The following is a 12,400-nucleotide window of genomic DNA, read 5'->3' as shown; positions in this document are numbered from 1 at the left end:
CGGGGGCCCCTCCTTCTGCTTCCGCCGGCCCCCCCCCCGGGGGGGGCGGGGCTCTCCGGGCCCCCGGGCGCCCCCCACCCCCGCCGCTGGAGGGTGCTGGAGCTTGCTCTCTATGGCCAGCCCCTTCGCTATGACCGGGCCCCGGCTGCCAGGAGGGGGCGAAGCTGAACTGGAAGAGGCTGGCTCAGGACAGTTGGCTGCCGAGGTCGGCCAGGGACTGGGCGGTCGCTGACAGGGGGTAGCGGGCGGCGTTCGCGTGTCCGGCCTGCCGCAGGGCGAGCAGCAGTCCGGAGTCGGATCGCAGCCGCTCGATGTCGCGGGTGAACGTGGCGGTGTGGGTGAAGTCGGTCGCCATGGCGGAGGCGGCCAGGGCCTCGTTGAGACCTGGAACCGGCTGGTAGAGCACGGGCAGGCCACAGGCTTGGGCTTCGAGTGCCACCAGGCCCATGGCTTCCAGGGTGGTCGACGGCATCACCAGCACGTCATGCTCGGCGAACGCCCGCCACAGCTGCGGGCGGCGCAGCCAGCCGAGGTAGCGGACCCGCGCCGCGGCTCGTTGTAGCAGTGGGGCGAACGCTGCGAACTGGGTTTTTGGGGCGGCGATGCTTAGTTCGATGCTCGGGATCGCGGCCAAATTGTCGATCAAATGTTCGGCACCCTTCTCGGCTGTCAGCCGTCCCGCATACAGCAGCCGTAGGTGGCTGGTCGGCATGCGGGGCGGCCGGGGCGGTGGGGCGGCCAGCAGATGGTCCGGGACGCCCCACGGGATGTGGGCGATCTTGCGGGGGTCCGTCTGCGGGGAGAGCTTGAGGAGTCGGTCGGCCATGGCGTGCGTGGGCACGACGATGGCGTCGGCCGCGTGGGCGCTGTCGTGCAGGATCTGCAACTGGTCGCGGTGGGTCTCGGCGAAGAGCAGGTCCGTGCCGTGGACCAGGGCGATCCGCGGGTGGACGGGTAGGGCCCTCATCAGGGCCGGGGTGGCGCCGAAGGCGAGATGCTGCAGATGTAGGACACGGATGTGGGCCGGGTCGAGTACTGCGGTGAGACTTTCGCGGAGGTCGGCGACGTACCGGCGGAAAGCTGGGCCTTCCAGGCACTTGCCCGCGACGGACAGCACATCCAGTCCGGCCGGAAGGCGGGGGCGGGTGCCAGTGGGGGCGAGCATGAACGCCCGGGCCGGGATGAGCGGGCGGTCGCCGGTGTAGAGGTCGAGGAAGAGTTCGACGCTGCCGCCGGGGCTGCCGACGGGAAGGTCCAGGAAGGTCGCGGTCAGCGCCCGGGACGGCGGATTGGCAAGGGGACTCATCGGGGGCCTCCTGCGATCTCCTCGTACAGGCGGGAGATATCGATGCCGTCCGTGGCCGCGTACTTCGCGGCCTGCTGCTGGTAACTATCGGCGGCGCCGAAGGCGGTGAGGAAGACCAGTTTGCCGAACGTCATGCCCGGATAGATCCGCACCGGCTTGGCTGCTCGGATCTCCAGCGTCCAGCGGATCGCGTGCCCTTGGTGGCCCAGCGGTGCGGAGACGTGCACCCAGATCCCCAGGCAGCCGGTGGTGCGGTCGCCGTTGAGCAGTTGCGCGTACCGCTCCGAGCCGGTCTTCTCCAGGGTGACGCCGAGGTAGAGCAGGCCGGGCACCAGACTCAGACCGTCGTCGGGAATCATCTGCTCGGTGAACGCGGTGGGGGCGGCGGCATCCAGGCTGCCGTCACAGACGCGGATCGTGTCGCCCAGCCGCCAGTCGTAGGCATTCGACGAGAGGCGGGCCGGGTCGTACGGCTCGATGGTGATCTCGGCGGCGGCGACGGCGGCGGCAATCGCGGGACCGGTGAGGATCACGAGGCCACCGCTGCCTGGATCCGGGCGACGTCGCGCCAGTAGCGGGAGGACTGTGGACCCTGGGCGGCCTGGTACTTGCCGCGGTAGAGGTCGATGCCGCCGCAGGCGAGGAAGAACATGATCTGTCCGATCTTCATCCCCGCGTACACCCGAAGCGGGCGGATCGGGGAGAGCATGAGTGTCCACTGGCCCAGGAAGCCGATGTCGCCGATCGGGGCCGTGATTTCGACAAACAGGCCAAGTCGGCCGACCGAGGAGCGGCCGAACAGCAGCGGCACGAAGGTGTCCGATCCGACCGCTTCGACGGTGTGGCCGAGGTAGAGCTCCCCGGGCTGCAGTACGTATCCGTCTGCGCCGATTTCGACCGAGAGGGTGGGGTTGGGCTGGTGGGCGTCGATCACGTCGGCGGTGTAGGTCAGCAGGGTCGGTCCGAGCCGGACGTTGTAGCTGTTGGGGTTGACCTGATCGGGCTCGAACGGGCTGATGGTTAATCGGCCGTCGCGGACGGCGGTGGTGATCTCGGGGCCGGTGAGAATCATCGGTGTTCCCTCTCTGGCTGCGCGGTGGTGAGGGTGCGGCGGACGGAGTCGCAGAGTGTGAGTCCCGTCTGGCGGGTGCGTCCGCCCAGGTAGGTGTCGGCGAGGTAGCCGGTGGTCAGCACGCTGACCAGAGGCGTCGTCGGCGGCTCGGGGACGAAGGCCACCGGGCCGGTCTGCTCGGTCAGATCGGCGATCAGATGGGCCGGATCGTGGCCGTACGGTGCCGGGAGGAAGGCGTGCACGAGCTGGTTGTCGAACGGCTCGATGGCCAGCAGGTCGGCCAGGGTGAGCACGTCACCGAGGACGGTGGTGCGCAGCGCCGTCACGTTCAGGACGACCGCGGTCCCGAGCTCGGTGTGGAGCCGGGTGGCGAGGTCTGCCAGCAGACGATTCCGGTCCAGCTCGCCGTTGCGGTAGGGCCCGTTGACGGTGCCGAGCGATTGGGCGAGTCGTCGGGACAGAGGAGCGATCTGCCCGGCCAGGCCGACGAGAGGTCTGGGGAGGGGGCCGGTGGAGGGGAAGGGGGTGGTGCGGGCGGCCCAGCCGGAGGCGGACGGTTCGGCGACGGAGTATCCGGCGCCGAGTTCGCCGCCCTTGACCACGAGGGTGTCGCCGACGGGGACGGGGCCGTAGGTGTCGCTGTGGCAGTGCCCGGCGAAGATGACGCCAAGGAACGGACAGGCCAGGGCGAGTTCCAGATCTTCGGCGAAGCCGGAGTGGGACAGCACCATCCAGGAATCCACGTGATGGTGGTGTTCCAGCATCAGCCCGCGCAGGGCGGTGGCCGGGTCGATGACGTGGTGTCCGGCTCGCTGGTGGGCGGGGATGCTGTTGAACGCCTGCAGTCCCATGACCGCGGTGATGGCGACGCGGCGGTCCTGGATGTCCACGATGCGCAGCCGGTCGAACAGCGGTGTGCCGCTACGGGCGTCTACGGTGTTCGCGCACACCGTCATCTCGTGCAGACCGGACTCGAAGTAGTGCGGCCAGCCGTGGTTGCCCGGAGCGAGGACGTCGTAGAGCGTGGTGAGGATCTCCCGCTCGGCGTGGCCGCCGCCGAGCCGGTAGTAGCCGGTGCCTTCGAAGAAGTCCCCGCAGTCGGTCATCAAGGATGTGTCCCGGAGCTGATGCAGGTGGGTCAGCAGGCCATCGGCGTGGTCCAGAGCGGAGTGCACGTCGGTGGTGGCCACGACCTGGTGGAAGGCCCGTGTGCTCATCGCGGGCCCTCGGTGATGTCGGCTCCGAGCGCGCGGAGCTTGGCCGGCAGGTCGGCGTGTCCGCGGCGCAACTGGTCCAGGCCGGTCACGGTGGTGGCGCCGCGGGCGTTCAGGGCGGCGATCAGCAACGCGGAGCCGGTGCGGATATCGGTCGCCCGCACGGTGGCGCCGCCGGTCAGCTGCTGCGGCCCCGTAAGGCGGCACTGGGTGGGGGTGACCTCCTCGACGCGGGCACCGAGCGAGGCGAGTTGGGGCAGGAGGTTGTCGTGGCGGCCGGGGTTGATGGCGTCGGCGAACTGGTGGGTGCCGGGCAGGGTCAGCGCCAGCGCCATCAGGGGCGGTTCGAAGTCGGCGTCCAGGCCGTCGGGGTCCAGGGAGGCTAAGGCTCGGAGCGGCTGTCCGGTGGGCTGGACGGTGCGGTGCACGATGAGGGCGCCGGGAGTGAGGGTGACAGGGACGCTGACCTTGGCCAGCAGCTCGGTCAGCGCTTTGACGTCCGGGCTGTGGATGCCTTCGATCCGGCCCTCACCGCCGCTGGCCGCTATCGCGCAGGCCAGGGTCCCGGCCTCGATCTTGTCGCCTGGCACAGCGAGGGGCAGGGGCATCGCGCTATCCGGGAGGTGGGACGGCGGTGCCAGGGTGATCTTCTCCTCGCTCGTGTGGGTCTGCCAGCCCGCCGTACGCAGGGCGGCCAGCACCCCGGTGGTCTCCGGGGACAGGTTCGGGTTGCCCAGCTCCAGGCAGCTACCCGCGACGACGGCCCGAAGAATGGCGGCGATGCTCGCGCCACGCGAGCGGAATGGCAGGGTCAGGGCGACCTTGTCGCGGCGGGACCCGGCCCGGACACGGTAGCCGTCCTCGGTGAGCGTGACGGTGTCGCCGAACAGCCGGTACACGCTGAAGTGCAGGTCCATCCCGCGCTGGCCGATCCGGCAGCCGCCCGGCCAGGGGAGATCGGCCTGCCCGTACGCGGCCAGCAGCGGTGACACCAGGTAGTAGGAGGCCCGGATACGGGCGGCGTCCTCTAGGTCGCCCGCCACGGCGCCGCCGTCCTGCGGATGGATGACCACGGCCCGCGGTTCGGCGACCGGATGGGCGACACGGTAGCCACTGCGGGGCAGCAGGCCGAGCATGAGCTGGACGTCCGCGCTGGCGGGGACGCCGGACAGGTGCACGCTGCGGCGCAGCGAAGCGGCGGTGGCCAGCAACGGCAGGGCCGCGTTCTTCGAGCCGTCCACCCGCACCGTGCCGACCAGCGGGCGGCACGGTCGGACAATGACAGCATCGGTGTCCGACACGTTGAGGGGGGCGAGCGTCATCAACAACCTCCAAGGACGTGCGCAATCAATCAGTGGCGTGGTCTCGACAGGGCGGGCACCCCAGGGAAACCAGCAGGGGCACGCCGCGCTGCTGGTCATGCCTCCGGAGCACCGACCCCTCAGAGTCGGTACAAGACATCGGCGTATGCCACGAAGCCCAGGCTCAGCGGCTGCGGGCGCTGTACTTCGGTGGCACGGCAGCGTCATGTCATAAGGGTGCGGAAGAAGCAGGTGGATCCCGGCCCCCGGCGGCAGCCCGCACACCGTAGGCGTGTCAGGACTCTCACGAGAGCGCTCGGCAACCGGCAGCGCGGCTGACAGACACCAGGAAACCCCCGTGTCCGCAGAAGAGGGAGGCTCACAAGGGGGGCTGAAAACTCACAAGAGGGCCGACGGGCCCGCCGCTTGTTCTACGCTCGGTGAGGACACGGTGACACCCCATCAGGACGTGAGGATGCTGTGACCCGATCACCCAACACCTCACTGGCCACCCTCGTCACCGCATCCGGTGCCAGCCACAAGGCCATAGCGCACCGCGTCAACCAACTGGCCGCCGCAGCTGGCCGACCGACCTCCTACACCCACACCAGCGTGGTGAACTGGCTCGAAGGCATGATCCCGCGCGGGACGGTTCCCGCTCTTCTGGCGCAGGCGTTGGGGGAGCGGTTGGGCCGCGCGGTGGACCCAGCTGAGATCGCCATGGCCACCCCCAGCCGAGACGATGCCGGCGGGCTGGAACTTCCGCGTGACCCAAGCAACGCCGCACAGCGGGCCGCCGACTTCTGGAGAAACATGCACCGCCGCTCCTTCATCAAACAGACGTTCGCCGCCAGCGCCTACACCGTCCCCGTCACCCGCTGGCTGATCCAGCCGGCCGCCGGCCCCGCCCGCGGCGGGGACGGGGGCGGAGGCGGGCGACGTGTCGGACAACAAGAACTCACCGAACTGTGGGAACAGGCGGAGCAGGCCCGGCAGTGGGACGCCCGCTACGGCGGAGCGAACTGGCGCACCGGCCAGGTCATGGACTGTCTCACCACCCGTGCCGCCCCCCTGCTCGCCGGGAGAGCCTCAAAGCAGCGGATCGCCGACGGCCTGTTCTCGGCCGCCGCCGAACTATCCCGACTTGCGGGCTGGACGGCATTCGACGCGGGTGAACACGCGATTGCCCAGCGGCATTTCATCCAGGCCCTGAGCCTGGCGCGAGCTGGCGGCAACGCCGAGCTGGGCGCCTACGTCCTGGCCACCATGGCGCTCCAGACCATGCGTCGCGGCTACCCGAACGAGGCCATCGACATGGCCCAAGGCGCCTACGAACGGGCCCGCGACGCCGCGCACCCGCGGGTGCTGGCCTTCGCCAAGCTGATCGAGGCCCGCGCTCATGCCCGGACCCGCGACGAGCGGGCGGCGGCTCGGGCACTGTCCGGCTGCGAGCGACTGCTGGATGCCGCATGCGAGGAGTCCCCCACCTACATCGCTTACTTCGGCCCCGCCCGCATGGCGAGCGACGCGGTTGAAATCTACCGTGACCTGGGAAAACCGCATGTCGCTGCTGGGTGGGACGCCCAGTGCGCCATGCCCGCCGGACACACCCGGGCTGTCGGGCTGCGGTTGTCCGTGACCGCAACCGCGCATCTCCAGGCCCGGGACCTCGACCAGGGCCTGGCCGTGGGCCGCCGCGCGGTGGACATCCTCGCTGGCGTCGCCTCCGCCCGGGCCCGCGAGTATGTCGAGGACATCCACACCGCTCTCACCCCCTGGGCTCGAGAGCCCCATGTGCAGGTATGGCAGAGCCGCGCCCGTCGCCAGCTGACCGGTGACATGGGAAGCTGAAACGCCAGGCTGAGGTCGTGCTGCCCGCCTGCGCGGAGCGGACCGCGCGGGTGCGGCGGTGGTCTGGCTGCAGACGGGATATCTCCGCGTGCGCGGACCGGACTCCTGCCGGTAGTCGCGCTCGCCGACGACCTGGAACGCGCCGACCTCCTCCACCGAGCTTCCCTCGCCGCACAGCCCGGACGCGCCGAGGTCCGATTCGCTACCCTCGCCCCCGTCGGCGCCGTCAGGGGCTGGCCGGTCACGCCGGATTGCTCCTGGCGCTCCTCCTGCTCCGCCTCCTGCCCGTCCGCTTCGCCATCGCCGGGGCCCGCGCGGCCACCTGCCTGCCGGGCCGAGCCGCCCTGCCCCAAGAGGCGGAAGTCGCCTTTGCCGCCGTACGTCGCGCCGCTCGCCTCTGGCCCGGCCGCGCCGCCTGCTTGGAGGAATCCCTGGCCGCGCACTTCGCGGCCGCGCTCACCGGACACCGCGTGCGCTGGGTGATCGGAGCCCGCTTCATCCCCCAAGGGGCCCACGCCTGGATCGAAGCCGGCACCGCAGTCATCGGCCAGGATGAGACCGACCGCGTCTGGCCCTACGTCCCCGCTCTACAGGTGGAGCGTTCGCACTGAAGTTCGCCCCCCTTCGCCACCACAACCACCCGTATGGGTGAGGCGTTGCCCAGGATGTGACAGACACCGAACACCGCAGCTCCGCCCGCGAGACCCCTTCAACCCCCGCCCCAGGGCGTCGGCTTCGGCGGCCGTGGTCACGCCGCCGCCCCGCCGGCAGTGAGGCCATCCCGCAGTACACGGTCAGCGCCGAGCGCCACGACAACGCCCTCGCCGACGACTTCACTACCATCGCGCGACGCCTTCCCACCCTGACCACGACCTCGCTTTGCCTGGCCTGGGACGCAGACCGGCGCGCCGTCCTGCTCACCGCCATCCTGCAGCTGGCCACCGGCGTCATCACCGCGATCGGCCTGTACACCACCCGCGGCGCCCTCGCACCGCTGCTCGCGGCCGGGCCGACCGCCGACCGAATCCACACAGCGCTGCCCTCGCTCGCCCTGATCACCGGTGCTGCCGTCGGCCGGTCCCTGATCACCGCCACCACTCTGGCCGTCACCGCCCGCATCGGCCCGCGCGTCGACGCGATCGCCGAACTCCGCTACCTGAACGCCGCCACCCGCGTCCCGCTCGCCGCGTACGACGACCCGGCCCGGTGCGACCACAGCGAGGCCGCCAACCGGGCTTCCAAGGACGCCCACTTGATGATCGACGCGCTCACCACCCTTGCCGCTGCCCTACTCGGCCTGCTCGCCGCCGCCGGCATCCTCACCGCCCTCCACCCCGTTCTGCTGCCGCTCCTGCTGCTCGCTGTGATCCCGCGCGGCGCGGCCGCCGTCCGCGCCGCGCGCGCCGCCCACCTCGCCGAGCGGCACACCCTCTCCGACCGCCGCCTGCGCCACACCCTCATCTACTGCACCGCCGGCCGCGCCACCGCCCTCGATGTCCGGGCCAACACCATGCGCGGCTGGCTTCTTGGACAGTTCACGACCGTCACCGACCGGCTCACTGAGCACGCCGCCCGCATCGGCCGGTCCACTGCCCGCTACCAGCTGCTCGGCGACACGATGGCCGGAGGAGCCGCACTTGTCGTGTACGGCGCCCTGCTCGCTCTGGTGCTCAGCGGCCATATCCCGGCGGCCGCGGCGGGCACCGCATTCATCGCCGTCCAGACCTGCCGCCTGCTCCTCAACCAACTGGTCACCGGCATCAACTCCACCTACAAAACCGGCCTCTACCTCGGCGACTGGGCCGCCTTCCTCACCGACGCCGAACACCGCGCCCAGCTCCCCGCCGAGCCCACCCCGGTGCCAGACCGCCCGGCTGCCATCGCCGCGCACAACATCACCTTCCGCTATCCCGGCAGCGAGCTGCCCGTGCTCGAGAACGTCAGCGTCACCGTGCGCCGCGGCGAGGTCCTAGCGATCGTGGGCGCGAACGGCGCGGGCAAGTCCACCCTCGCCAAACTCCTCGCCGGCCTCTACACCCCCACCACCGGCACGGTCACCTGGGACGACGTAGACCTGGCCTCGGCCGACCCGGAACAGGTGTGGTCCCGCCTCGCGCTGCTGCCCCAGGACATCGCCCGCTGGCAGGTATCGGCCCGCGAAAACATCACCCTCGGCCAGGGAGACGGAAACGACGAGACCGTGATGGCCGCGGCCCGCGCCTCCGGGGCCGACGACGTCATCTCCCGCCTGCCCGACGGCCTCGACACCAACCTCGCCCCTTCCCAGTGGGGCGGACGCGACCTGTCCGGCGGGCAGTGGCAGCGCCTGGCCGGCGCTCGGGCCTTCCACCGCAACAACGCCCCCGTCCTGATCTGCGACGAGCCGACCTCCGCCCTCGACCCCCGCGCGGAGGAAGCCGTCTACGACCGCATCCGCGCACTGAGCGAACGGCGTACCGTCATCCTGATCACCCACCGCCTCGGCTCCACCCGAGCCGCAGACCGGATCATCGTCCTGGACGGAGGACGCCTTCTGGAAGAAGGCACCCACGAGTCGCTCCTCGCAGCCGACGGCGAGTACGCCACCCTGTGGCGCACGCAAGCGCAGACGTACGCCAGCCAACCCCAAGGGTGAACCCCTCCACGACTCCGCTGTCTTTTTTTGGGGGGGCTTGAGGTGTGACCGTTACACTTCAACCTCGACGCCTAGAACGCGTCGATGCGCTTGGGCCAGGACGCGGTCGCGGACCTCGTCGTCAAGGAGACGACTCTCGCTGTGCAGACCGTGGCTACGCTGTTCCTGTCCATGGCGAAGGCAGTGCTTCGGAACCGCTAATGCACGCACGACACGCGGATCGCCCCGAAGGAAAATGCCCGATTGGTGCGCCTATGGCTCTTCTCGCTTTGCTTCAGCCGGAGCATGGGTAGGCTATCTGAGCTGGTCAACCAGCGTGGCGGTCGCCCTCCGGGGGGACCGAGGATCGCAACTCGGAATACCACGGGAACAACCGGTGGCAGCCGCTCGAGTGGCGGTCGCCCTCCGGGGGGACCGAGGATCGCAACTGGGTGTGCGAGGTGGGGCCCTCCGCGTTCGCGGGGGTGGCGGTCGCCCTCCGGGGGGACCGAGGATCGCAACTCCCAGCTCCCGGCCGGGCCCGACGCGTGTCGGGAGTGGCGGTCGCCCTCCGGGGGGACCGAGGATCGCAACGAGCTGGGCGATCCGCTGATAGTCCGGTGCGGGCATGGTGGCGGTCGCCCTCCGGGGGGACCGAGGATCGCAACTCGATCCGCGCGATCGACATGTCGGACGGATCTCGGGGTGGCGGTCGCCCTCCGGGGGGGACCGAGGATCGCAACGGTATCCCCAAGGGCATGATGGGGACCGTCGACGACGTGGCGGTCGCCCTCCGGGGGGACCGAGGATCGCAACGGGACAGAGCGCGTCCACGCGCACCACGTGCTGCTGTGGCGGTCGCCATCCGGGGTGACCGAGGATCGCAACGGGATACCGCGCGGAGTAGACCGTGGCGCCCCAGCGCGTGGCGGTCGCTCTCCGGGGTGACCGAGGATCGCAACATCGTGCGCGGGGTGCCGGTGGTGCCTGCGGACCGGGTGGCGGTCGCCCTCCGGTGCGACCGGGGTCGCAACCTCGTCGCGAGCAGCCCGTCGTGGAGCATGTTGCCGAGTGGCGGTCACAGGGAAGTGCGACCGCCACTCGCCCCGGCAGCCGAACGGGTGCTCCGGCCCCTGGTGTTGCGATCCTCGGTCGTCCCGGAGGGCGACCGCCACGAGTAGCGCCTGCCGTCCGGCCGGAAGACGCCAGCGAGTCCCGATCTCGCGCCCCACAAGTGAAGCTCCTGCCGCTCTCGACTGCCAGTCTCGGTGCGACCGATACGACTGTGCCAACCCCTAGATGAGGAGCAGCATGGGAAGACTGAAGATCATGATGATCGGAGCGATGGCCTTGGCGGCTCTGGTCGGCACGGTGCCATCTGCGGCAGCGGAACCGGGTGAGACGGTGACAACGACGGTGCGGCAGGCGATCAACGACTTGCCGATCAGGGATGAGGATCGAACGGGCTATGCCCGCGACCGATTCCGGCACTGGGTGGATGTGGACCGAGACGGTTGCAGTACCCGCGCGGAGGTGCTGATCGCGGAGGCGGTCGTGCCGCCGGCGGTGGGCTCGGGATGTGCGATCAGCGGCGGTGTATGGCACAGCTATTACGACGACGCGGATCAGACGGCGGCGCGCTCTTTGGATATCGATCATATGGTCCCGTTGGCTGAGGCGTGGGACAGCGGGGCTTCGGCATGGACCGCAGCCGAACGGCAGGACTATGCGAATGACTTGGGCGACGACAGGGCGCTGGTGGCGGTAACGGCGCGGGAGAATCGGAGCAAGGCGGATCAGGATCCGGCGGAGTGGCTGCCGTCAAGTGCCGGAGCGCGATGCCGGTATGTGGGGGAGTGGGTTGCGGTGAAGACCCGCTGGCGACTCACTGCGGACCCGGGGGAAGCGGGTGCCTTGACACAGCTCGCTGGCGGGTGCCCGGACGAGCAGATCACCATCGTGTTGGCCCGCTGATCGCCAACTCCGACACCTCTGCCAGCTTCTTTCGGACAGGGGCGATCGCAGGGTGGCAGATCAGGTGGTCACGCGCTGCTGCGACCGTGTCCTGGGAGCGTCGTGGCAGCAGGGCGGCGAAGTCCAAAGAATTTGCGGCGCTCCCTAACGGATCGACGGCACCATCGGCCGCGGACGAGGGTGGACTTCTCCTCCATTTCACGCGCTGCGTCGCGGGTAGCCGGTGCGTCACGAAGTGCGCAATCGAGGCGCGCTCACCACAGGAATAGTGTGCCATGTACTAAGCAACGCCAGGCCCGACGGCGTTCCGTCAATTCGCACCGGACAGGAATTCGGATGTGTGGGATGGTGAAGTCCGAACTTGAGGGAACGGTCGTCGGCCTACCTGGCGGGAGCTCATGCGTGGGTGGGCGGAACCGCTAAGCCAAGCCCTCACTGGGCTGCTGGAGATCCCGGAGTAGACCGACTCACGCCGGCACCTCCACGTCCGCTGCACCTCAACGTGGCAGCCATTGCCGACGGGCCGATGAGCCTGCGCCTCATGAGGGCACGGTCGCGGCCCCCTCATCAGGAAGGCGAACCTTGCTGAACAGACTGTGGTTACGCTGTCACTGTCCACGCCGAAGGTCGCGCTTCGGAACCTCTAGTGCACGCACGACACGCGGGTCGCTCCGAAGGAAAATGCCCGACTGATGCATTTACGTCTCCTCTCGCTCCGCCGCGGCCAGAGAGTAGGTAGGGTGTCTGAGCTGATCAGCCAGCGTGGCGGTCACCCTTCGGGGCGACCGAGGATCGCAACACCGCCGCTCGCGACTACGAGGACCAGGCCGTGCAGGTGGCGGTCACCCTTCGGGGCGACCGAGGATCGCAACCCTCGAACGTGTGAGGGAAACCCCGCGCTGGCCGCGTGGCGGTCACCCTTCGGGGCGACCGAGGATCGCAACGCCCGCCTCGCCCGCGCCAGAGCCCACACACGGCCGGGTGGCGGTCACCCTTCGGGGCGACCGAGGATCGCAACCTTGCGGTAGCGGGCGTAGGTGGCGCGGCGACTACAGTGGCGGTCACCCT

General features: G+C 70.0%; 9 protein-coding genes and 2 CRISPR repeat arrays. Of the genes, 4 read left to right on the top strand and 5 right to left on the bottom strand.

Going from position 1 to position 12,400, the window contains the following annotated elements:
• Positions 1-184: 184 nt before the first annotated feature.
• From ABZ370_RS43710 to ABZ370_RS43690, 5 genes are read right to left on the bottom strand one after another with little or no spacing between them, the layout of a single operon-like run.
• Positions 185-1,306, bottom strand: coding sequence for a glycosyltransferase family 4 protein (locus ABZ370_RS43710; RefSeq protein WP_358634086.1), 1,122 nt, complete (start codon positions 1,304-1,306; stop codon positions 185-187).
• Positions 1,303-1,839 (bottom strand): deoxycytidine triphosphate deaminase, encoded by a 537-nt coding sequence (locus ABZ370_RS43705; protein WP_358634083.1) that lies wholly within the window; start codon positions 1,837-1,839, stop codon positions 1,303-1,305. The genes ABZ370_RS43710 and ABZ370_RS43705 overlap by 4 nt, the downstream gene beginning before the upstream one ends.
• Positions 1,836-2,378 (bottom strand): dCTP deaminase, encoded by a 543-nt coding sequence (gene dcd / locus ABZ370_RS43700; protein ID WP_358634080.1) that lies wholly within the window; start codon positions 2,376-2,378, stop codon positions 1,836-1,838. The genes ABZ370_RS43705 and dcd overlap by 4 nt, the downstream gene beginning before the upstream one ends.
• Positions 2,375-3,595, bottom strand: coding sequence for a bifunctional metallophosphatase/5'-nucleotidase (locus tag ABZ370_RS43695; protein ID WP_358634078.1), 1,221 nt, complete (start codon positions 3,593-3,595; stop codon positions 2,375-2,377). Before ABZ370_RS43695 ends, dcd begins: the two co-directional genes overlap by 4 nt.
• Positions 3,592-4,914 carry a UDP-N-acetylglucosamine 1-carboxyvinyltransferase gene (locus ABZ370_RS43690; RefSeq protein WP_358634075.1) on the bottom strand — a complete coding sequence of 441 codons (1,323 nt, stop codon included), beginning with the start codon at positions 4,912-4,914 and terminating at the stop codon, positions 3,592-3,594. The genes ABZ370_RS43695 and ABZ370_RS43690 overlap by 4 nt, the downstream gene beginning before the upstream one ends.
• A 459-nt stretch (positions 4,915-5,373) precedes the next feature.
• Between ABZ370_RS43690 and ABZ370_RS43685 the strand changes: the two genes are divergently transcribed.
• The 4 genes from ABZ370_RS43685 to ABZ370_RS43670 all read left to right on the top strand — a co-directional run bounded on the left by ABZ370_RS43685 (position 5,374) and on the right by ABZ370_RS43670 (position 11,332).
• Positions 5,374-6,744, top strand: coding sequence for a sporulation protein (locus ABZ370_RS43685; protein ID WP_358634072.1), 1,371 nt, complete (start codon positions 5,374-5,376; stop codon positions 6,742-6,744).
• 17 nt (positions 6,745-6,761) lie between these two features.
• On the top strand, positions 6,762-7,355 hold the full coding sequence (locus ABZ370_RS43680; protein ID WP_358634070.1) for a lasso peptide biosynthesis B2 protein: 594 nt from the start codon (positions 6,762-6,764) through the stop codon (positions 7,353-7,355).
• Positions 7,356-7,411: 56 nt separating this feature from the next.
• Positions 7,412-9,379 (top strand): ABC transporter ATP-binding protein, encoded by a 1,968-nt coding sequence (locus ABZ370_RS43675; RefSeq protein ID WP_358634068.1) that lies wholly within the window; start codon positions 7,412-7,414, stop codon positions 9,377-9,379.
• A gap of 316 nt (positions 9,380-9,695) precedes the next feature.
• Positions 9,696-10,393: direct repeats of the CRISPR family, unit length 37 nt; unit sequence GTGGCGGTCGCCCTCCGGGGGGACCGAGGATCGCAAC.
• A gap of 276 nt (positions 10,394-10,669) precedes the next feature.
• Entirely contained in the window at positions 10,670-11,332 is a 663-nt protein-coding gene (locus ABZ370_RS43670; RefSeq protein ID WP_358634065.1) for an HNH endonuclease family protein, read from the top strand.
• A gap of 762 nt (positions 11,333-12,094) precedes the next feature.
• Positions 12,095-12,350: direct repeats of the CRISPR family, unit length 37 nt; unit sequence GTGGCGGTCACCCTTCGGGGCGACCGAGGATCGCAAC.
• Between the last annotated feature and the right edge of the window lie 50 nt (positions 12,351-12,400).

It is taken from the genome of Streptomyces sp. NPDC005962, from assembly GCF_040629205.1.
In the GTDB taxonomy this organism is placed as follows: Bacteria; Actinomycetota; Actinomycetes; order Streptomycetales; family Streptomycetaceae; genus Streptomyces.
The sequence above is the reverse complement of the archived record's forward strand: the minus strand, read 5'-3'. Positions and strand labels throughout refer to the sequence as shown.